At 63.1% G+C, this 19401-nt stretch carries 21 protein-coding genes and 1 riboswitch; of the genes, 10 read left to right on the top strand and 11 right to left on the bottom strand.

Translation table 11 applies throughout. The annotated features are described in order from the left end of the window. Positions 1-20 precede the first annotated feature (20 nt). Positions 21-166: riboswitch (FMN riboswitch) on the bottom strand. Between the two features lie 77 nt (positions 167-243). Genes ruvB through ABNW52_RS03650 form a run of 3 tightly spaced genes read left to right on the top strand, consistent with a single transcriptional unit; the run spans position 244 to position 2472 of the window. Further along, positions 244-1278, top strand: coding sequence for a Holliday junction branch migration DNA helicase RuvB (gene ruvB / locus ABNW52_RS03660; protein WP_349584169.1), 1035 nt, complete (start codon positions 244-246; stop codon positions 1276-1278). Beyond that, entirely contained in the window at positions 1275-1997 is a 723-nt protein-coding gene (locus ABNW52_RS03655; protein ID WP_349584166.1) for a glutamine amidotransferase, read from the top strand. The genes ruvB and ABNW52_RS03655 overlap by 4 nt, the downstream gene beginning before the upstream one ends. Positions 1998-2040: 43 nt before the next feature. Beyond that, positions 2041-2472: a hypothetical protein gene (locus tag ABNW52_RS03650; protein WP_349584163.1), complete on the top strand. Its 432-nt coding sequence runs from the start codon at positions 2041-2043 to the stop codon at positions 2470-2472. Positions 2473-2595: 123 nt separating this feature from the next. Here the strand turns inward: ABNW52_RS03650 and proB are convergent, their stop codons facing one another. The 3 genes from proB to bioA form a co-directional block, all read right to left on the bottom strand. Then, positions 2596-3714, bottom strand: a complete 1119-nt coding sequence (gene proB / locus ABNW52_RS03645) for a glutamate 5-kinase (protein ID WP_349584160.1) — start codon at positions 3712-3714, stop codon at positions 2596-2598. A 48-nt stretch (positions 3715-3762) separates the two neighbouring features. Beyond that, a complete protein-coding gene (locus ABNW52_RS03640; protein WP_349584157.1) occupies positions 3763-5355 on the bottom strand; it encodes a hypothetical protein in 1593 nt (530 codons plus the stop codon). A 72-nt stretch (positions 5356-5427) separates the two neighbouring features. After that, entirely contained in the window at positions 5428-6786 is a 1359-nt protein-coding gene (bioA, locus tag ABNW52_RS03635; protein ID WP_349584154.1) for an adenosylmethionine--8-amino-7-oxononanoate transaminase, read from the bottom strand. A gap of 263 nt (positions 6787-7049) precedes the next feature. On the opposite strand from bioA, the gene ABNW52_RS03630 reads away from it, so the two are divergent. The 4 genes from ABNW52_RS03630 (at position 7050) to ABNW52_RS03615 (ending at position 10236) form a co-directional block, all read left to right on the top strand. After that, positions 7050-7484, top strand: a complete 435-nt coding sequence (locus ABNW52_RS03630; protein WP_349584151.1) for a pilin — start codon at positions 7050-7052, stop codon at positions 7482-7484. Positions 7485-7524: 40 nt separating this feature from the next. After that, complete coding sequence (locus ABNW52_RS03625; protein WP_349584149.1) at positions 7525-7944, top strand: pilin; 420 nt, start codon at positions 7525-7527, stop codon at positions 7942-7944. Between the two features lie 93 nt (positions 7945-8037). Then, the gene (locus ABNW52_RS03620; protein ID WP_349584146.1) at positions 8038-9840 is read left to right on the top strand and encodes a PglL family O-oligosaccharyltransferase; all 1803 of its coding nucleotides are present in this window, start codon (positions 8038-8040) and stop codon (positions 9838-9840) included. 75 nt (positions 9841-9915) lie between these two features. After that, positions 9916-10236 (top strand): hypothetical protein, encoded by a 321-nt coding sequence (locus ABNW52_RS03615; protein WP_349584143.1) that lies wholly within the window; start codon positions 9916-9918, stop codon positions 10234-10236. Positions 10237-10280: 44 nt separating this feature from the next. Here the strand turns inward: ABNW52_RS03615 and pyrE are convergent, their stop codons facing one another. After that, a complete protein-coding gene (pyrE, locus tag ABNW52_RS03610; RefSeq protein ID WP_349584140.1) occupies positions 10281-10925 on the bottom strand; it encodes an orotate phosphoribosyltransferase in 645 nt (214 codons plus the stop codon). Between the two features lie 70 nt (positions 10926-10995). Between pyrE and ABNW52_RS03605 the strand changes: the two genes are divergently transcribed. Together ABNW52_RS03605 and ABNW52_RS03600 are read left to right on the top strand one after the other, a co-directional pair. Beyond that, the gene (locus tag ABNW52_RS03605; RefSeq protein WP_349584137.1) at positions 10996-11769 is read left to right on the top strand and encodes an exodeoxyribonuclease III; all 774 of its coding nucleotides are present in this window, start codon (positions 10996-10998) and stop codon (positions 11767-11769) included. Then, positions 11769-12365 carry an alpha/beta hydrolase gene (locus tag ABNW52_RS03600; protein WP_349584134.1) on the top strand — a complete coding sequence of 199 codons (597 nt, stop codon included), beginning with the start codon at positions 11769-11771 and terminating at the stop codon, positions 12363-12365. Before ABNW52_RS03605 ends, ABNW52_RS03600 begins: the two co-directional genes overlap by 1 nt. A gap of 120 nt (positions 12366-12485) precedes the next feature. Here ABNW52_RS03600 and ABNW52_RS03595 read toward each other — a convergent pair whose 3' ends face one another. The 4 genes from ABNW52_RS03595 to hemF form a co-directional block, all read right to left on the bottom strand. Next, positions 12486-13325: a sulfurtransferase gene (locus tag ABNW52_RS03595; protein ID WP_349584131.1), complete on the bottom strand. Its 840-nt coding sequence runs from the start codon at positions 13323-13325 to the stop codon at positions 12486-12488. A gap of 276 nt (positions 13326-13601) precedes the next feature. Next, positions 13602-14000, bottom strand: a complete 399-nt coding sequence (locus tag ABNW52_RS03590; RefSeq protein WP_349584128.1) for an HIT family protein — start codon at positions 13998-14000, stop codon at positions 13602-13604. 52 nt (positions 14001-14052) lie between these two features. Next, on the bottom strand, positions 14053-14595 hold the full coding sequence (locus tag ABNW52_RS03585) for a hypothetical protein (protein WP_349584125.1): 543 nt from the start codon (positions 14593-14595) through the stop codon (positions 14053-14055). Between the two features lie 2 nt (positions 14596-14597). Beyond that, entirely contained in the window at positions 14598-15506 is a 909-nt protein-coding gene (gene hemF, locus ABNW52_RS03580) for an oxygen-dependent coproporphyrinogen oxidase (protein WP_349584122.1), read from the bottom strand. 94 nt (positions 15507-15600) lie between these two features. On the opposite strand from hemF, the gene ABNW52_RS03575 reads away from it, so the two are divergent. Continuing rightward, positions 15601-16221 (top strand): glutathione S-transferase N-terminal domain-containing protein, encoded by a 621-nt coding sequence (locus ABNW52_RS03575; RefSeq protein ID WP_349584120.1) that lies wholly within the window; start codon positions 15601-15603, stop codon positions 16219-16221. 216 nt (positions 16222-16437) lie between these two features. On the opposite strand, the gene ABNW52_RS03570 is transcribed toward ABNW52_RS03575, so the two are convergent. The 3 genes from ABNW52_RS03570 to ABNW52_RS03560 all read right to left on the bottom strand — a co-directional run bounded on the left by ABNW52_RS03570 (position 16438) and on the right by ABNW52_RS03560 (position 19204). Further along, complete coding sequence (locus ABNW52_RS03570; protein ID WP_349584117.1) at positions 16438-17028, bottom strand: porin family protein; 591 nt, start codon at positions 17026-17028, stop codon at positions 16438-16440. A 152-nt stretch (positions 17029-17180) separates the two neighbouring features. Then, positions 17181-18509: an ATP-binding protein gene (locus ABNW52_RS03565; protein WP_349584114.1), complete on the bottom strand. Its 1329-nt coding sequence runs from the start codon at positions 18507-18509 to the stop codon at positions 17181-17183. After that, positions 18506-19204, bottom strand: coding sequence for a winged helix-turn-helix domain-containing protein (locus ABNW52_RS03560; protein ID WP_349584111.1), 699 nt, complete (start codon positions 19202-19204; stop codon positions 18506-18508). The genes ABNW52_RS03565 and ABNW52_RS03560 overlap by 4 nt, the downstream gene beginning before the upstream one ends. Positions 19205-19401: the final 197 nt, after the last annotated feature.

Here is a 19401-nt window from a genome sequence, read left to right as displayed (position 1 = left end):
CGCGCCAAGGCACGGGCTGGCGTCATCTTCTTTCATCCGGACTATGACCGTCGGCTCTGGTTTTGCACCAGATCTGCTGTCCCTTCACCGTGGGTGAAGGCGCTCGCGGGCTCGGTCTTGCGACCATACCGCCGGTGGGGAATCTCACCCCGCCCCGAAGACGTACGTGCCGTCCAGTGGTCAGACGGCAAGGGCGAGTATAGCAGTGGTAACATCGGCACATCGATTGCGAGCGACTGATTAATGATCCAGACCGACAACCTGATGGGCGGCGCGCCGGAGCGCCGCATCGTGACCCAGCAAAGCCTGTCGCAGCAGGAGGAAGTGCTGGAGCGCGCGCTGCGCCCCAAAGTGCTGGACGAGTACGTGGGGCAGAAGAAGGCGCGCGAGCAGCTGGAAATCTTCATCGAAGCGGCGAAGAAACGCGGCGAGGCGCTGGACCATGTGCTGCTGTTCGGCCCGCCCGGCCTCGGCAAGACCACGCTGGCGCACATCGTGGCGCGCGAGATGGGGGTGAACCTGCGGCAGACCTCTGGCCCGGTGCTGGAGCGCGCCGGCGACCTGGCGGCGCTGCTGACCAACCTGGAGCCGCACGACGTGCTGTTCATCGACGAGATCCACCGCCTGAGCCCGGTGGTGGAGGAAATCCTCTACCCGGCGCTGGAGGATTACCAGATCGACATCATGATCGGCGAGGGGCCGGCGGCGCGCTCGGTGAAGATCGACCTGCCGCCGTTCACGCTGGTGGGCGCCACCACCCGCGCCGGCATGCTCACCAACCCGCTGCGCGACCGTTTCGGCATCGTGGCGCGGCTGGAGTTCTACACCGCCGAGGAGCTGACGCGCATCGTCAGCCGCTCCGCCGGCCTGCTGAATGTGCCGCTGGGCGACGATGGCGCCTTCGAGCTGGCGCGCCGCTCGCGTGGCACGCCACGCATCGCCAACCGCCTGCTGCGCCGGGTGCGCGACTACGCCGAGGTGAAGGCCGACGGCGTGGTGACCGCCGCGGTGGCCGATGCCGCGCTGGCGATGCTGGACGTGGATCCGGCCGGGCTGGACGTGATGGACCGCAAGCTGCTGCAGGCCATTCTGGACAAGTTTGGCGGCGGCCCGGTCGGCCTCGATAACGTGGCGGCGGCGATTGGCGAATCCACCGACACCATCGAGGACGTGATCGAACCATTTCTGATCCAGCAGGGCTATTTGCAACGCACGCCGCGCGGCCGCATGGCGACCGCGCTGGCCTACACCCACTTTGGCTTACCCACCGCATCATGAAACAGCGACTGATCATCAAGACCGGCGAACCGCACGCCGAGGTACAGGCCGAGCACGGCAATTTCGAACAATGGATCGTCCGCGAGCTGGGCGGTGACGCGGCCGCCTGGAGCGTGGTGGACGTGACCGGCGGCGAAGCGCTGCCGGCGGTGGCCGAGGTGGCCGGTGCCATCATTACCGGCTCGCCGGCGATGGTCAGCGACCGCGCCGACTGGAGCGAGGAGGCCGCCGCCTGGCTGCGCGCCGCGCATGCGGCCAAGGTGCCGCTGCTGGGCATCTGTTTTGGCCATCAGCTGCTGGCACACGCACTGGGCGGCGAGGTCGGCTACCACCCGGGCGGGCCGGAGGTGGGCACGGTAACGGTGGCACGCCAGCCGGCGGCGGCCGGCGATGCGCTGTTCGATGCCATGCCGGCGCAGTTTGCCGCCCAGGTGCTGCACTGGCAGAGCGTGCTGCGCCTGCCGCCGGGCGCCAGCGTGCTGGCCGCCAACGCCTTCGAGCCGCACCATGCCTTCCGCGTCGGCAACAGCTGGGGCGTGCAGTTCCATCCGGAATTCGACACTGCGGCGACCGTGAGCCTGCTGGAAGTGCTGGCGCCGGCGCTGCAGCAGGCGCAGCTGTCGGTGACGGCATTGCGCGACGCGGTGTGCCCGACGCCGGAGGCCGCCGGCCTGCTGCAGCGCTTTGCCGCGGTACTGGCGCAGCCCGCCGCCGTGTAAAGCGGCGTACAATGCCCAACACTACAAAGTTCAGGGAGCAAACATGTTTTACGCCTTGTTGATCGTGACGCTGGCGGTGGCGCTGGTGACCTCGCTGCTGGTGGCGCGTTTCTTCAGTGATGCCATCACCAAGATTCTCAACCGCATCATCGGCCCGGAACTGACCGATGCCTGGCGCAAGTACATGAGCTTCGCCATCGTGGTGGTGGGGGTGTCCGGTGGGGTGAACATGTGGGAAATCCAGAAATACCTGCAGAACGGCCGCGAGCAGACTATGGAGCTGAACGGTCCGCGCTGGACGGTGGAGATTTACCGCACCGCCATCGATACGCTGTCGCAGATTTCCTGGGTGATGCTGCTGTTCTTCCTGTGCGCGATGGTGGCCTACGTGATCATGCGCGTGGCGGAAAGCAATCGTGGCAATCGCCAGCCGCCGAGTGCGGGCAGCGAAAGCGGCAATCGCGACGCTTCCTGATTGCCGTGGTTGTCGAACGGCCCGTTACCGCCCGGTACGGGCCGTTGTCGTTGTGGCCACCGCTGGCGACCGGCATGAAAAATGCGGCCAACGTTGGCCGCATTGTCGTGGGGGAGGCGCTGCTTACAGCGTGACCATATTGTCGCGGTGGATCAGCTCCGGCTCCACCAGGTAGCCCAGCACGCCTTCGATGTCGCGGGTGGCTTTCTTCATGATCAGCCGCGCTTCTTCCGAGCTGTAGTTCACCAGCCCGCGCGCCACTTCGGCACCTTGTTCATCGACGCAGGCCACCGCATCGCCGCGCAGGAAGCTGCCGGCCACCGCGATGACGCCGATCGGCAGCAGGCTGGTGCCGCGCTCGCGTACCGCTAGGGCGGCGCCGGCATCCAGCACCAGTTTGCCGGACAGCTGCAGGTGGTCGGCCAGCCATTGCTTGCGCGCGGCCAGGCGGGTGGTCTGGGCATTCAGCTGCGTGCCGATGCCTTCGCCGTCGGCCAGCCGCGACAGCACGTTGGTTTCGCGGCCGCTGGCAATCACGGTGGCGGCACCGCTGCGCGCGGCGCGCTTGGCGGCGATGATCTTGGTGTACATGCCGCCGGTGCCGACGCTGGAGCCGGCGCCGCCGGCCATGGTCTCCAGTTCCAGCGTACCGGCCTCGGCCTCGTGCACGAATTCGGCGGCTGGATTCTTGCGCGGGTCGGCGGTGTACAGCCCGCGCTGGTCGGTGAGGATCACCAGCGCGTCGGCTTCGATCAGGTTGGTCACCAGCGCGCCCAGCGTGTCGTTGTCGCCGAAGCGGATTTCGCTGGTCACCACGGTGTCGTTCTCGTTGATGATCGGCACCACGCCCAGGGTGAGCAGGGTGGCGATGGTGGTGCGGGCGTTGAGGTAGCGCAGGCGGTCGGACAGGTCTTCGTGGGTCAGCAGCACCTGCGCGGTTTTCAGGCCGTATTCACGGAACGCGCTTTCATACGCCTGGCACAGGCCCATCTGCCCCACTGCGGCGGCGGCCTGCAGTTCGTGTACCGCCTTCGGGCGCTTGCTCCAGCCCAGGCGCTGGCAGCCTTCGGCGATGGCACCGCTGGAGACCAGCACTACCTGTTTGCCGCGACGGCGCAACTCGGCAATTTCCGCCGCCCAGCGGGCAAGCGCGGCGTGGTCCAGACCCTTGCCGTCGTTGGTCACCAGACTGGAACCGACTTTGACCACGATGCGCGTGGCCGTGTGAATCACCGATTGCATCCGCACTGCTTCCTGTTGCTAAGAAAACGGAAGGCCAGTGTACCCGATTCAAGACGGATGGTGCGTTGCGGCGGACAGCACGCTGGGGCGGTATTCGACAAACTGGTGGCTGGCGGTCTGCAGCGACAGCGAGGTGCTGGAGATCACCTGGCGCCCCTGGCGATCCAGCAGGTAAAACTCACGCTGGCGCTGATACTGGCGATCCGGTATCACCAGCAGCGGCTGTTTGCCCGGCCGTGGCGAGGCGGGCAGGCGCAGGGCCATGTGGTAGTGGTCGTTGGGGTGGGTCAGCAGCGGTAGCAGCATCACTGCCTCCGGTTGCGGCCCCACCAGCTCGACGCCGCATTCGGTTTCCATCTGCTCGCCGCACAGGTTGACCCAGCGCACCACCGCCAGCTGCCACGGCTTACCCGGATGGCGCAGCAGCAGCAGCTCGCCAGCGCGCAGCGGGTGATATTGCGCCTCGCCACGCAGCAGCATGCCAGAGGCGCTGGTGTTGACCACTTTCAGTCGTACCGGCAACGGTGGCGGCAGTCGCTGCAGCTTGCCGCGCAGGCCATTGTCCGGCAGCAGTTCTTCCGGCAGGGCTTCGCCATTGGGGAAGGTCCAGGCGGCGCCATTGCTGATGAACCAGATGGTGGACAGGCTGCTGACCAGTTCGATTTCATCATCGCTGGGCTGGCGGTCATGGCGGCGTTGGATGGAGCTTTGCCACTCCATGGTGAGGTACAGCACGTGCTGGATTTCTTCTTCCAGCTCGAACGGGTTGTTCTGGTGGCGCGCCAGGTACTGCAGCTTCTGCAGCTTGCTTTTCAGCTCGGTTTCCAGCGCGTGGGTATCAATCACCCAGATGCCTTGCGCCGCGGGGATGTCCAGTGCCTCGCTGATGTAGCGCGGCGGCTGGTCGGTGCCCGGCTGGAAGGCAAAGCTGCCGTGATCGCTGGTGAGATGGCCAAGGTGCAGCAGGTCGAGCAGGTCGGCATGCTTGCGGATCAGCAGCAGGGTGTAGTCGATCAACGCCGGTGCCATGCGGTTGCTGGCGGTCATGCCCAGTAGCAGCAGCTGGCGATAGTAGTGCGCCGGGCTCTTGGTCTGGCCGGGCAGCGGGGTGTTCTCCCAACCCTTTTCCAGCGCATGGAAAAACAGCCGGTGGCAATCGTGCCAGAAGCCTTCCGGCAGGGTGGTGTAGGTGCGCGCATACAGAAACGCCATCTGTCGGGCACTGCGCATGGCCAGGCACAGCGCTTCCGACTTGTACTTGTCCAGCACCAGCAGGCCATGCTCCTCGCTGCGCTCCATCGCCAGCAGCTTGTAGCCGATGTGCAGCGCGGTGCCCAGCTGCTGCGCCAGCCGTGCGGCGTGGCGGGCCTTGTGCTGGGTGGTGAGCTCGCCATTGGCGGCCAACCTTTCCAGCAGCGGCAGCAGCAGCTTGTGTTCCTGGTGGTGGCGCTCCAGCAGTTTGGCACGCTGTGCCGGGGCCAAGCGCACCCGGTTGAGCTGCTCCAGCGCCTGGCGCAGCTGCTCGGCGCATTCCAGTGGCTGGCTCAGTGGACGCTGTCGCAACCAGCTATCCAGTTGCGGCAGATCGGACATCGCCAGCGTAGCGTCCAGGTAAGTGGGGGCGATGGACAATTTCAGCATGCTCAACCTGTCGTTTTCGGGTTTGTCTAAGCGGCAGAGTTTACTGCCGTTTATGCGATTGGCAAATTTTGTCTAGGGTAAGGGCGTGTCCTGCTGGCTGCGCGAGGCCACACTATCCTGCCACAGCAGTGCCAGCACCTCCTGCGTACTATCCGACAACTGTCGCATGTGGCTGTCTTCCAGCACATACGGTGGCATAAAGTACACGGTATTGCCGATCGGGCGCGTCAGGCAGCCGCGATCCAGCATGGCGCGGAAGAAGGCCTGGCTGAAGTCGCTGCGCGCATTATCCACATCAAATGCCCAGATCATGCCGCGCTGGCGGACATGACGAATGCCCGGCGTGGTGTGCAGCCAGGTTAGGTGTTGATTGAATTGCCCGGCCTTTTCGGCATTGCGCGCCAGTACATTTTCGTCTTCGAAAATGGCCAGTACTTCCAGCGCTGCCCGACAGGCCAAGGCATTGCCGGTATAGCTGTGTGAGTGCAAAAAGCCGCGCCCCACATCATCATCGTAGAACGCGTTATAGATATCGTCGCCTGTCAAAACGCAGGAAAGTGGCAGATAACCGCCGGTGATGCCTTTGGACAAGCACAGAAAGTCCGGGCGGATGCCCGCCTGTTCGCAAGCGAACAGGGTGCCGGTACGGCCAAAGCCGACGGCAATTTCATCGGCAATCAGGTGGACGTGATAGCGGTCGCACAACTGGCGCAGGCGGGTGAGATAAAGCGGGTCATACATCAGCATGCCGGCGGCGCCCTGCACCAGCGGCTCAACGATGATGGCGGCGATGTTGGCAGCCTCGCGCTGGAATAGCTGCTCCACATCGGCAATGGCGCGCAGCGCCACATCTGCCGCCGTTTCACCTGCGGCGGCCAGGCGGGCGTCCGGCGACGTCACGCGCAGATTGCTTTGCAGCAGCGGGGCGTAGGTAGCGGAGAACAGCGGTACGTCGGTGACCGCCAGCGCGCCCGCCGTTTCGCCGTGGTAGCTGTGCTGCAGGCTGACGAAGCGGTGCTTGTCAGGTTGGCCGCAGTTGCGCCAGCAATGAAAGCTCATCTTCAGCGCGATCTCGGTGGCGCTGGCGCCATCGGAGGCATAAAAGGCATGGCCCAGTCCGCTTAGTTCGTGCAGCTTTTCCGACAGCTCCACTACCGGGCGGTGGGTAAAGCCGGCCAGGATCACGTGCTCCAGCGAGTCCAGTTGATCCTTAATGGCATTTTTGATGCGCGCATGATTATGGCCAAATAAATTTACCCACCATGAACTGATACTATCGATATATCGTTTACCATCGAAATCCTCCAGCCACACGCCATCGCCGCAGGCAATCGGAATGATGGGCAGCTGCTCATGACGCTTCATCTGCGTGCAGGGGTGCCATACGGCGGAGCGGCTGCGCTGCAACCACTGGCTGGAAAGGTCCGACATGGAGTACTCCTTCTGGTGTTGCGGCATGCTAGCAGAGGCGTGTGCTGCCATGGCTGACAAAAATTGTCACTTGTTGACAGCCTTTGACAGGTGATTTGCGATCAGATAGTGCGATGGAAAGCACCAGAACACTGTAGTAACGGGCTGCTTAGCCTATGTTTTTACCGGTTTTCCAGCCAGGCCAGTAGAGTGTTTGTCAGACTGGCCCCGATTTTGCTATTGAACACACTGCCGCTAAATCGGCAGCTTGCGGAGCATGGTGAATGAAACTTGAGCAATCAGGGTTTACCTTGATCGAGCTGATGGTGGTGGTGGCGATTATCGGCATCTTGGCAGCACTGGCATTACCGGCCTACATGGACTATACCCGCCGCGCTCATCTGGCCGAAGCTTTCACGCTGGCTGGCTCTGCCAAGACGGCAGTGGAGGAATACCATGCGGCCAACAACAGCTGGCCGAGTTCGAATAGCAGTGCAGGTCTGGCCGACCCGGTGGTTAATTGGGGGGAGGCGGTGACCGAGTTGCGGGTGGTAACCTCCGGGACCGTAGCGATTATTCGTATGAAGCTGAATGAAAAAGTTGCAAGCGGTGCCCACGTTTGGCTGCAGCCTGCGGCAGATGTTTCCGGTAGCTACCGTTGGTTATGTGGTGGCGACAATGATTTGGTACAGCTATTGCCCTCCAACTGCCGGGGCTAATGGTTCGTTTTGAAGTGGCAGTGATTCAGGAGAGTGATTTATGAAACGAGCCCAGCAAGGTTTTACCCTCATCGAACTGATGATCGTGGTGGCCATTATCGGTATTCTGGCAGCCATCGCCATTCCGGCGTATCAGGATTACACTAAGCGTGCACACGTATCGGAAGGTTTGCAACTGGCCGGTGCGGCCAAGACTGGCGTCGCAGAATATTTTTCAGCGAATGGCATTTGGCCGGATAATAATGCGTCTGCTGGTTTGGCAAGTAGCCCGACCGGTAATGCGGTAAGCTCGGTAATCGTTGGTACTAGTGGTGTGATTACTATTACCTACAATGCAAAAGTGGCCACAAATGCAATGGTAACCTTGGAGCCAGCTGCAGGTAGTGGCTCCATTACTTGGAAGTGTGCCGCAAGTGGTACCGCTATGGACACTAAGTGGCTGCCGGCCAACTGCCGCTAATGTATGTTTGATGTTGGTGTAAAAGGGTGCTTCGGCACCCTTTTTTGATTGTTTTGGATATGTGATATGCGCCCATATTTAGCTTCGTGTTGCATGCTGGTGTGCCTGGCTTTCGCGGTAACTGTGCCTTTTTTTAATTATGCGCGCACGATACCCTCTGCCGATTGGTGGACACATGCGTTAACGCTGGCCTTGCTGGGGGGGGCGCTATTTGCTGGGCTGTTTGTCGCAAAACACGATGAAAGTCCGCGGGCCTTACTTTGGTTGCTCGGTTGGTGGCTACTAGTTTTTTTGCCGGCATTTATTCTGCGCTCTGGTAATGTTTATCAACTGCCATTGTCGGAAGCTGGCTCGGTATTGCTTGTAACGCTGGGGGCTGTACAAACTCACGGCATCCAGCACAAACTGGGGCGCGAAGTAGTGGTAACGGTATTGGCGACCAGCATACTGGTTGCGGCGCTGCTGCAGGCGCTGATCGGTTTTACACAGTTGATGGGTATGACGCCCCTAGGCCACGGTTATTTGCTGGTTGACCCGTCTAGCCCACGTAGCAACATCATGGGCAACTTTGGTCAGCGCAACCAGTTTGCTCAGTTTCTTAGCTGGGGTGTAATCGCTGCAGCCTACCTCTGCATGACTGGTCGCTTGCGTGCGTGGTTGGCCGTGCCTGCCATGGTGGTGCTATCTGTGGTGATGGCATGGTCCGGCGGCCGTTTACCGCTGGCCTATGCTGTTGCGATGGTGCTGGTGGCTGTGGTGTGGTGGCGGCGATCCGGTGATCGTAAAGTGTTGCTCAGCCTGTTGGTCGGTGCGGGGTTGATCATTACTGCTCAGCTATTCGGCCATTACATTGCTTCTTGGCTGACTGGGCTTGATATTAATACTGGTCTTGATCGTATCAATGATGCCGGCTTTGGTGCGCGCCGGCGGATAGAGTGGGAAAAAGCTTGGCAGATAGTTCAGGCGTATCCATGGTTTGGCGTTGGATTTAGTGGCTTTTCCTACCAGTCGGTATGGTTGGAGGCATTTGCCGGCTTAGGGAAAGTCCCGGAAAATGCCTTGTTTACACATAGCCACAACCTAGTCACCCAGCTATTGGGCGAAACAGGGATTCCGGCGACGCTACTGGCGGCAATCGGGGTTGCTGCTTGCCTGTTACCGTACTGGCGGCGTGATCAGGCCACACCGGAAAATGCCTTTCTGATTCTGATTGCCGCTGCCCTTCTCGGGCATTCCATGTTTGAGTATCCACTGTGGTATTTGCCATTTCTGGCGATGTTTTTCGTGGTGTTATCGCTGTCACCGCAAAAGGGAGTAAGTATCCCTGTCCGTCCTGCGTTACGCCGTGTTGGAACATTGCTGCTGCTAGTGGGGACTGTTTTCTATTTGGTCAGTGGTGCGAAGGCGTTCACTTTTTTGCAAATCAGTGTTTTTCCTGGTGGTAACGCACAAACCAATCAAAAAAATATTGATGGCCTGGTAGCACTCTCACCCAATCTTTTTTGGTCTTATGAGGCGGAGTTGGGCCTGTCCAACTATCTACAGCCATCCCATCACGATCTTGAGTTTAAGCGCCGGCACTACGAGCAACTGGTGGCTTATCGCCCATATCCGTTGCTGTTATGTCATTTAGCGATGTTGCGTAGCTGGTCGGGAGATCAGGCTGGTGCGCGCGATGCCATGCTGATGGCACTGGCCACTTTCCCCAAAGATGGCCCGCAATTGCTGTGGCGTTTGCGTGCGGCCAACGATCCGTCTCTACAGCCGCTTATCGATCTTGCCCAGCGATCCGTCGCGGCACGAGAGCAAGGAGGGGATCTGGTCGCCGTGGAGGCGATCACCAAAGACTTGCCAGTGCGCGGTCCGCAGATTCCCGACCTGTCCCGTTTCCGCTAGGACATCGGCAATAGCTGCCATGGCGACACGGTGGTATCGTGTCGCGGTTAGCGTTTTGCAGGTAGTGAGGTTGACATGATCAGGTGGAGCACGGTGCTGCTGCTGGTACTGGCTGGTGTGGCACAGGCGCAGGCGGTGGACGAGCAACTGTTGGCCGCGCAGATGACATTCCGGGCGGCAGATGGCCGCCAGCTGCAGGCTTTGAAACAGTTGCAGGCGGCTGAGCAGGCGCTGAAAGATGCTGAGCAGAAGCTTGCAAGTGCGCAGCAGCAGCTGCAGCAGAGTCAGCAGCAATTGCAGCAGGCGCAGGCTGGCAAGCAGGCTGCCGATGTCGAGCTGGAGCAGGCCACCCGCCAGTTGCAGCAGGCTTGGCAGCAGAAGGAAGCAGCACAATAAAAAACCGGGGCATGCCCCGGTTTTTTATTGCCGCAGTCGCGGAATCAACCCTGCACGCCGTACTTGGCGCGGTAGGCGCTGACCGCCTCCAGGTTGGCCGCAAGCTCCGGGCTGCCGGCCAGGAAGCCCAGTAGATCGTTCAGGTTGGCAATGGCCACTACCGGCAGATTGTAGTCGCGCGCCACTTCCTGCACTGCCGACAGCTCGCCGCTGCCGCGTTCCATGCGGTCCAGCGCGATGGCCACGCCGGCCGGTTCGGCACCGGCGGCGCGGATCAGCTGTACCGACTCGCGCACCGAGGTGCCGGCGGAGATCACGTCGTCGATGATCAGCACCTTGCCCTTCAGCGGTGCGCCCACCAGCGTGCCGCCTTCGCCGTGGTCTTTGGCTTCCTTGCGGTTGTAGGCGAACGGCACGTTGCGGCCCTGTTCGGCCAGTGCCATCGACGCGGCGGCGGCCAGGATGATGCCCTTGTAGGCCGGGCCGAAGATCATGTCGAAGCCGATGCCGCTGGCGCTGATCGATTGCGCGTAGAAGCGCGACAGTTGCAGTACGCTGTCGCCGTCATAGAACAGGCCGGCGTTGAAGAAGTAGGGCGAGGTCCGTCCTGCCTTGGTGACAAACTCGCCGAAGCGCAATACCTGCTTGTCCAGCGCAAAACGAATAAAATCCTGACGGAAATCGCTCATTACAGATCCTCTTTCACTAACTCTTTGACATGGCTAAAAAATCGCCGGCAAGGATACCACGGGAGACCCCATGCTTCGAATCGTTTCCGCCAACCTCAACGGCATCCGCTCGGCGGACAAGAAAGGTTTCTTCGACTGGCTGGCCGGCCATAACGCCGATTTTGTCTGTCTGCAGGAGCTGAAGGCGCAGGCCGGTGACCTGTCCGAGCGCATGCGCGCGCCAGATGGTATGACCGGCTATTTCCACTACGCCGAGAAGAAGGGCTACAGCGGCGTCGGTATCTACACGCGCCACCAGCCGGACGCGGTGGTGGAGGGGCTGGGTGTGGACTGGATCGATGCCGAAGGCCGCTACCTGCAGCTGGATTTTGGCAAGCTGTCGGTGGTGTCGCTGTACCTGCCGTCCGGCTCCAGCAGCGATGAGCGCCAGCAGGTGAAATTCCAGTTCCTGGATGTGTTCATGCCGCACCTGGACAGCCTGCGCGAGAGCGGCCGCGACGTGGTGATTTGCGGCGACTGGAACATCGCCCACAACGAGATCGACCTCAAGAACTGGAAAGGCAACCTGAAGAACTCCGGCTTTCTGCCGGAAGAGCGCGCCTGGATGACCGACCTGCTCGGCCGCGGCTGGAGCGATGTGTGGCGCCGGCTGTACCCGGAGCAGCCGGGCTACAGCTGGTGGAGCAACCGTGGCCAGGCCTACGCCAAGGACGTGGGCTGGCGTATCGACTACCACATCGTGTCGCCGGGGCTGATGGATGCCGCGCGTGCAGCCAGCGTGTACAAGGATGAAAAGTTCTCCGATCACGCGCCGCTGACAGTGGATTACGAACGGAGCCTGTAATGTGGGACGACGATGACGTGTTTCTGGTGACGGTGCCGGGCTGGGGCGACTCCGGCCCGCAGCACTGGCAGAGCTACTGGGAAATGTTGTACCCGCTGTCGCGCCGCGTGGAGCAGGACAACTGGCTGTATCCGACCCGTGCGGAATGGGTGGATCGGCTGGCGGCCACGGTGGACGACTGCGCCGGCAAGGTCGTGCTGGCGGCGCACAGCCTGGGCTGCCACACCGTGGTGGCGTGGCTGGCGCAGGCCAGCCTGCAGCAGCAGCGCAAGGTGCAGGGCGTGCTGCTGGTGGCGCCGCCGGCGCTGCCGATTACCCCCGCGCGGGCGCTGGCCAGCGGCGAGCTGCCTGAGGGCGCGGCGCTGCCGGATTTTGCCGGCTTCGAGGCGCCGCAGGCGCTGCGCCTGCCGGTGCCGGTACGGCTGGTGGCCAGCCGCGATGACTTGTTCTGCGACTGGGCCGCGGCCGAGGCGATGGCGCAGGGCTGGGGGGTGACGCTGCTGGATGCCGGCAACGCCGGCCATATGGGCAGCCACAGCGGGCTGGGCGACTGGAAGGCGGGGCAGAAGCTGATCCAGCAGCTGATGCTGGGCTGAAATCCGGCGGTGCCGCAAACAAAAGGTTGGCCGCATGCGGCCAACCTTTTCTATTTGTAGCGGACCGACAGGGGCGCAATGCTGCCGCGCCTGCCGCTGGCCGCCGAGTCGGGGTGCGCTTCAGGTGCCGGTGGCCACCGGGCGTTCGCTGTCGCTGCACCACTCGCTCCACGAGCCTGGGTACAGCCGGGCGCCGCTCAGACCGGCATGTTCCAACGCCAGCTTGTTGTGGCAGGCGGTGACGCCGCTGCCGCAGTACAGTACCACTTCATCGGCCGGAGTGTCGCCCAGCAGCGCCTGCCATTCCGCCGCCAGGGCGGCTGCCGGCTTGAACTGGCCATCCTGCAGATTGAGCTGGAAGAAGCGGTTGCGGGCGCCCGGAATATGGCCGCCCACCGGGTCCAGCGTTTCGTTGAGACCGGCGAAGCGGTCCGGTGCGCGGGCATCCACCAGCTGGTAGCCCGGCTTGCCCAGATTGGCCGCCAGTTGTTCTACCTCCACGATGTCTTCCAGCGCCGGGCGCATCACGAAGCGGGTGCTGCGCTTTTCCGGCACTTCGGTACTGATCTCGCCATTCACTGCCTGCCAGGCCTGAAAGCCGCCGTCCAGCACGGCCACTGCTTCATGGCCCAGCCAGCGCAGCAGCCACCAGGCGCGGGCGGCGTACATGCCGCCGGCGTCGTCGTAGGCGACTACCTGGGTGTCCGGGCCGATGCCCAGCGCGCCGAAGTTGACTGCCAGGCGCTGGCCATCCGGCAGCGGGTGGCGGCCATTGCTGCCGTTCTTGGCACCGGACAGGTGGTAGTCCAGGTGCAGATACTGGGCGCCCGGCAGGTGGCCGGCTTCGTACACGGTCGGGCCGTAGGCCGGATCGGCCAACTGGAAGCGGCAATCGAGAATCACCAGTGCTGCCGGGTCAAGCTGTTGCAGCTGGGCTGCCGAGATGAGGGTGCGGTACATGACGTTCTCCTGTCTGCGCTGCGGGCACCTTGCGAAGCCAGCCTCCGGCCGGCTTCGCAAGGCGTCCTGACCGCCCGGTGCCTCGAAGCGCGCCCGCTTTCGATGCGCTACTGCGGTGCTCACGATAAATCCCGCCTTACATCGCAACCTTATGCTGCGTCGGGATTTTTCGTTCGCGCCTTGTCTCGCTTGGAAATCGGGTTTTTCATGGCGCCGTCGTGGCGGTCAAGCGTTGTTTGAAATTTTAAACGTTAGCCACCTTAACATGCCGCCCGTTCAGCCGGCCAGCGCCGCGCGCAGCCGTGCGGCCAACTGTGGTAGGCCGTGCGCCACGCCGTCGCGCTGCGGCGCGCCCCACAGCGGGTTGGGGAAGTGCTTGTCGTCGGCAAAGCGCGGGATCACGTGCCAGTGCAGGTGCGGCACCATATTGCCGAAGCTGGCGAGGTTGATCTTGTCCGGGTTCAGTACATCGCGCAGCGCTTGTTCGGTGCGCAGCACCCAGTCCAGCACGTGGGCGCGGTCGGCGCTGGGGAGGTCGGTCATTTCCTTGACGTGCGCATGCCAGATCACGCGGCAGAACGCCGGGTAGTCGGCATCGGCTACCAGAATCACCCGCAGCTTGTCGTCGCGGTACAGGATGTCGCCACCGTCCTGGTGGCACAGTTCGCATTGCATGTGTTGTTCCTTTGGTGTTGCTTAAGCCAGTGCGCTGGCACGCCGCCACGTGTTAGTTGAGGGTGTGTTCCCGCGCTGAAAAGTCGGCAAACGTCACTGGGCTGAGGCTATTGCCCTTCTGGGTGGTGATGCCGATGATGTGTTCCACATTACGGATCTTGCCGTAGCTGGTCAGCGTAATCTCGTCCAGCAGCCAGGTTTGCTGAGCACGGCTCCAATGGAAGCGCTGTTTGAACAGGCAGTTCTCAACCCTGTGGGCCAGGCTGAACCAGCCGCTACCGACGCTTATTCCCTGAAACGGGTCGGAAAACCAGCCCTTGGGCAGGATCGCACGGTCGTTACGGGTGGCCAGTGCCAGCTTGTCATCGTCACTGCGCAGCAACAGTAGTACCGGGCGCGCGTCGCTCGATCCCTGCAGCATCAACAGTGCATCCAACCGATCGTCATGGTTGAAATCGTTGACCAGATACCGCTGTGCCTGGAAGCCGGCAGGAATGAAGGCTGCCACTTCCGGCGGTACGCTTTCTTCCGCCCGGCTGGGCAGGCTGAACGCCAGACTTAATGCCAGGGCGGCAAGCAGGGTTGGCCGTACCATGTTTACACCCACTCGCGCGGTGGCAGGAAGTCGCTGTACAGCGCTGCTTCCGCGCTGCCCGCTTCCGGCTGGTAGCCGTATTCCCAGCGCACCAGCGGCGGCATCGACATCAGGATCGATTCGGTGCGGCCGCCGGTCTGCAGGCCGAACAGCGTGCCGCGGTCCCACACCAGGTTGAATTCCACGTAGCGGCCGCGGCGGTAGAGCTGGAACTGGCGCTCGCGCTCGCCCCACGGCGTGTCTTTGCGCCGCGCCACGATCGGCAGGTAGGCGTCGTTGAAGCCGTTGCCCACCGCCTGCATGAAGGCGAAGCTGGTGGCGAAGTCCGGCTGGTTGAGGTCATCGAAGAACAGCCCGCCGACGCCGCGCGCTTCGCCACGGTGTTTAAGATAAAAGTACTCGTCGCACCACTGCTTGTATTTCGGGTAGGTGTCGGCGCCAAACGGTGCGCACAAATCGCGCGCCACGCTGTGCCAGTGCACCACGTCTTCGACGTTGCCGTAGTAGGGGGTGAGGTCGAAGCCGCCGCCGAACCACCACACCGGCGCCTCGCCGTCTTTCTCGGCGATGAAGAAGCGCACGTTGGCGTGGCTGGTGGGCACGTAGGGGTTTTCCGGGTGGATCACCAGCGACACGCCCATGGCCTCGAAGCGGCGGCCGGCCAGCTCCGGGCGGTGCGCGGTGGCACTGGCCGGCAGCGCATCGCCGCTGACATGCGAGAAGTTCACCCCGGCCTGTTCGAACACCGCGCCGCCGGTGAGCACGCGGCTGATGCCGCCGCCGCCCGTCGGACGCTGCCAGCTGTCTTCGCGGAATTTGGCTCCCCCGTCGGCGGCTTCCAGCCCGCTGCAGATGCGCTGCTGCAGCTGCAGCAGGAAGGCTTTGACTTGATTGGCGTGCGGGTGGCTCATTCACGTATCCTGCATTTTTTGGCGATAGCCGATTGTAACCCGTCCGCCCGTGCCGACAGCTAGTGTGGCAGCGGCGCGTCAGCAAGGAGCCTGCATGATCGATCTTTACACCTGGGGTACCCCCAACGGCAAGAAAGTGTCCATCGCACTGGAGGAGCTGGGGCTGGCATACCGGACGATCCCGGTGAACATCAGCCAGAACGAGCAGTTTGCCGCCGACTTTCTCAAGATCAGCCCCAACAACAAGATTCCGGCCATCGTCGATCACGACGGCCCGGGCGGCGCGCCGCTGGCGCTGTTCGAGTCCGGTGCGATTCTGGTCTACCTGGCGGAAAAATGCGGCCAACTATTGGCCGCAGCTGGCGCCGAGCGCTACCAGACGCTGCAATGGCTGATGTTCCAGATGGGCGGCTTCGGGCCGATGCTGGGGCAGGCGCATCATTTCCTGCGTTACGCGCCGGAGCCGGTGCCGTATGCGCAGAAGCGCTACCACGACGAAACGCTGCGCCTGTACGGCGTGCTGGACAAGCAGCTGGCAGAGCAGCGCTATGTGGTGGGCGACAACTACAGCATTGCCGATATCGCTATCTACCCGTGGGCGGCGCGGCACGAGTGGCATCACGTCGAGCTGGCCGCCTTCCCGCAGGTGGCGCGCTGGTATGCCGAGGTTGGCGCACGCCCGGCGGTACAGCGCGGCATGGCGGTGCCGGGCTGAGCGAAGAGGTATCGCGCGGCGCGGACAGGGTGCGGCCAACTTGCGCGTCAGCTGCAAGGTTGGCCGCAAGCAGCGCCTGCGGCTGCCGCGCGCTCAAAAAAAAATGCCCGTCCGGCGGGACGGGCCAAGCAACGCACTTCAACACACTTCAAACAAAAAGATGCCCGTCACCAGGACGGGCCTAGGCATACACGAGGAGGGAGAGCAGGGAACTGCTTAGAACAGGTAGGACACGCCCACTTTCAGCGCGGCGGCCGGAGCGGTATCGGTGATGTCCTTGTGTTCGATATTGCCGATGCCTTCATATTCGGCACGCAGGCTGACTTGCTTGTTCAGTTTGTAGGCAGCGCCGACCCCCAGGCCCAGGCCCACGGTGTTGTCCTTGCTGCTTTCCAGCGCGGCATTGCTGCTGGTGAACTTGCTGCGGATGTAGTTGGCCGACACCTTGCCGTACACCTCGAACTGGTCATTCACAGGAATGATGCCAAGTGCAGCTGCACGAAAGGCGTCGTAGTCGAGCTTGCCGGCGCCGTTCAGTGCAGTGCCGTCACCCTGGCGCAGGTAGCTGCCTTCCACGGCGAAGTTGTCATTGATGCGCTTGCCGACACCCAGTTCCACCAGGCCTTCGCTGGCGTCGTCGTCGCCCACCTTGGTGCTGCTGACACCGGCACGGCTGGCGGCGCCATCTTTCAGCGTCCACTGGTTGTTGGACGCACCCAGGTTGCCAAACACGTAGTTGCCGGTATCGGCGGCGTAAGCGGTACTACCGGCAGCGATCAGTACGGAAGCGATAAGCAGTTTTTTCATGAGGCACTCCTTGTTGAGTCATCAGTGAACTAAGTTGATGAACCCATTGTGCTAGGCGGGCCCGGTTAACACTATGTCGCTTGCGTGGGCGGAATGTGGCGGCGGGGTGGCGCTATGTGACGCTGTGTGACAGCCGCGGCTGGGCGCGGGATCTAGGCGGCAGGCGGCTGCTGCGGGATCAGCAGCGACATGCGGGCGCCGCCCAGTGCGTCGGCGACGCCGGCGCGGGCTTCGCCGCCGTGGTGCAGGGTGATCAGGCGCACGAAGGACAGCCCCAGGCCGTGGCCGCCGGTGGCGCGGTCGCGCGAACGGTCCAGACGCTGGAACGGTTCGAACACGCGCTCGCGCTCGGCGGCCGGGATGCCGGGGCCGTCGTCGTCCACATCCACATGCAGCAGGCCGGCCTGTTGCCACACCCGCATGTGCACGCGGCTGGTGGCGTACTTGAAGGCGTTCAGCAGCAGGTTGCGGGTGGCGACATACATCAGTTTGCGGTCGAAGGTGGTGCTGCCGCTGGCGCAGTCCAGCGTCAGCGTGATGTGGGCCGGCTTCAGCGGCTGCAGCAGGGCAATCAGGTCGTCGAACCACTCCGGCAGGTCGACGGTTTCGTATTGCAGCGCCACTTCGCCGCGGTCCAGCCGGGCGTAGCTGAGGCTGATGTTGAGCAGCTCGTCCAGCTCGGTGAGGTCGCGCTCCATGCCTTCGCGGAACTGGTGCCGCTCGTGCTCGTCTTCCGCCTCGTCCAGCATGGTGAGGCCGAAGCGCAGCCGCGCCACCGGGGTGCGCAACTCGTGGGCTACCGCGTGCGCCAGTGCCTGGCGGGTTTCCATCTGCCGCTCCAGCCGCGCGGCCATGTCGTTGATCAGCTCGGCCAGCGGGCCGAACAGCGGGCTCTTGAGATTGGCCGCACGGGCGGAGAGGTCGCCTTCGGCCAGCTGGGTGGCGGTGGTGCGCAGCGATTTGAGCGCCTGCCAGTGCGGGCGCAGGTTGAGGTAGATCATCAGTGCCAGCGGCACGCCAAAAAAGCCGAACCACAGCAGGAACAGGCCGCTCTGGCTTTGCAGCCAGCCCTGGCTATCCGGGTCGTCCAGCGGCCCCAGCATCAGTACCTGGCGGGTGCCGGGCAGTGGCGCGTACAGCAGCTTGTGGTCGATATCCAGCCAGTTGTTGCCGCTGGCCAGCCAGGCGCGGGCGTCGTCGCTCAGGCTTGGCGGGGCGGCGGGCAGCAACTGCAACGGGTAGGCGAACAGCTCGCTGATGGCGGCCAGCTCGTGCGGGCGCTGCTCCGGCGGCTGGGTCAGCAGCGCGCGCTGGATCATGCGCACCGGGCCGGCCATCTGCTGCTCGATGCGGTCGCGCTCGGCACCGGAGGTGAGCAGGATCAGCAGGCCGACGAAGCCCAGCAGCAACACGAATTGCACCACCATGGTCTGCACGAAGTAGCGGGCAAACAGTGCGGCCAACCCGGGCAGGGGTTTCACTCCCAGTCGCTCCGCGAGAACAGATAGCCCTTGCCGCGCACGGTCTTGATGCGGGTCGGGGTGTCCGGGTTGTCGCCCAGCTTTTTGCGCAGCCGCGAGATGCGCGCGTCGATGGAGCGGTCCAGGCCGTCGAAACCGATGCCGCGCAGGTCGTTCATGATGTCGTCGCGCGACAGGATTTCGCCGGCATGGCTGGCCAGCAGCCACAGCAGGTCGAATTCGGCGGTGGTCAGCTCCATCGGCTCGCCGCCCAGCGTGGCTTCGCGCGTGGCCTGGCTGATGCTGAACTGGCCGAAGTGCAGGCTGCCGTCGGTGGCTGGCGCGGTGTCGTTCTCGCTACGGCGCAGCAGCGCGCGGATGCGCGCCAGCAGCCGGCGCGGCTCCACCGGCTTGGACAGGTAGTCGTCGGCGCCCAGCTCCAGCCCCAGGATCTCGTCGATTTCCTCGTCGCGCGCGGTCATCATCAGGATGCGGCCGTGATAGCGCGGGCGGATGTCGCGGCATACCTCGAAGCCGTCCTTGCCCGGTAGCATCACGTCCAGGATCACCAGCTCGGGGTTGGCCGCCAGAATGGCCTCGCCGGCGGTGTCGCCGCGCGGGTGGTGATCGACCTGGTAGCCATGCTTGGCCAGGTACTGCATGACCAGATCGGCCAGGCGCTGGTCGTCTTCGACCAGCATCAGTCGGGTAGACATGAGACTCTCCGGTGGGTAGCTGTCATCGTCGGCTTTATACCGCACAGCGGGCGTGGCAAGCAAAACAGCCTCAGGCTGCAGACAAGATACTTCGTTGACCTGCCACCGGACCCGGCAAAGCCGGGCCGCGCCAACTAAGTCCTTGAGTTGGCCGCCTTCCTAATTCACAAAACAAAGTCCTTTCGCGATGCGAAAGG

The sequence above is a fragment of the Vogesella oryzagri genome (assembly GCF_040148885.1).
In the GTDB taxonomy this organism is placed as follows: domain Bacteria; phylum Pseudomonadota; class Gammaproteobacteria; order Burkholderiales; family Chromobacteriaceae; genus Vogesella; species Vogesella oryzagri.
Note: the sequence above shows the minus strand (reverse complement) of the source record. Positions and strands in the feature narration are given on the sequence as shown.

Coding starts and splice junctions, on each gene's coding strand:
- ruvB (WP_349584169.1), top strand. CDS start 244: ATGATCCAGACCGACAACCTGATGGGCGGCGCGCCGGAGCGCCGCATC.
- ABNW52_RS03655 (WP_349584166.1), top strand. CDS start 1,275: ATGAAACAGCGACTGATCATCAAGACCGGCGAACCGCACGCCGAGGTA.
- ABNW52_RS03650 (WP_349584163.1), top strand. CDS start 2,041: ATGTTTTACGCCTTGTTGATCGTGACGCTGGCGGTGGCGCTGGTGACC.
- proB (WP_349584160.1), bottom strand. CDS start 3,714: ATGCAATCGGTGATTCACACGGCCACGCGCATCGTGGTCAAAGTCGGT.
- ABNW52_RS03640 (WP_349584157.1), bottom strand. CDS start 5,355: ATGCTGAAATTGTCCATCGCCCCCACTTACCTGGACGCTACGCTGGCG.
- bioA (WP_349584154.1), bottom strand. CDS start 6,786: ATGTCGGACCTTTCCAGCCAGTGGTTGCAGCGCAGCCGCTCCGCCGTA.
- ABNW52_RS03630 (WP_349584151.1), top strand. CDS start 7,050: ATGAAACTTGAGCAATCAGGGTTTACCTTGATCGAGCTGATGGTGGTG.
- ABNW52_RS03625 (WP_349584149.1), top strand. CDS start 7,525: ATGAAACGAGCCCAGCAAGGTTTTACCCTCATCGAACTGATGATCGTG.
- ABNW52_RS03620 (WP_349584146.1), top strand. CDS start 8,038: ATGCTGGTGTGCCTGGCTTTCGCGGTAACTGTGCCTTTTTTTAATTAT.
- ABNW52_RS03615 (WP_349584143.1), top strand. CDS start 9,916: ATGATCAGGTGGAGCACGGTGCTGCTGCTGGTACTGGCTGGTGTGGCA.
- pyrE (WP_349584140.1), bottom strand. CDS start 10,925: ATGAGCGATTTCCGTCAGGATTTTATTCGTTTTGCGCTGGACAAGCAG.
- ABNW52_RS03605 (WP_349584137.1), top strand. CDS start 10,996: ATGCTTCGAATCGTTTCCGCCAACCTCAACGGCATCCGCTCGGCGGAC.
- ABNW52_RS03600 (WP_349584134.1), top strand. CDS start 11,769: ATGTGGGACGACGATGACGTGTTTCTGGTGACGGTGCCGGGCTGGGGC.
- ABNW52_RS03595 (WP_349584131.1), bottom strand. CDS start 13,325: ATGTACCGCACCCTCATCTCGGCAGCCCAGCTGCAACAGCTTGACCCG.
- ABNW52_RS03590 (WP_349584128.1), bottom strand. CDS start 14,000: ATGCAATGCGAACTGTGCCACCAGGACGGTGGCGACATCCTGTACCGC.
- ABNW52_RS03585 (WP_349584125.1), bottom strand. CDS start 14,595: ATGGTACGGCCAACCCTGCTTGCCGCCCTGGCATTAAGTCTGGCGTTC.
- hemF (WP_349584122.1), bottom strand. CDS start 15,506: ATGAGCCACCCGCACGCCAATCAAGTCAAAGCCTTCCTGCTGCAGCTG.
- ABNW52_RS03575 (WP_349584120.1), top strand. CDS start 15,601: ATGATCGATCTTTACACCTGGGGTACCCCCAACGGCAAGAAAGTGTCC.
- ABNW52_RS03570 (WP_349584117.1), bottom strand. CDS start 17,028: ATGAAAAAACTGCTTATCGCTTCCGTACTGATCGCTGCCGGTAGTACC.
- ABNW52_RS03560 (WP_349584111.1), bottom strand. CDS start 19,204: ATGTCTACCCGACTGATGCTGGTCGAAGACGACCAGCGCCTGGCCGAT.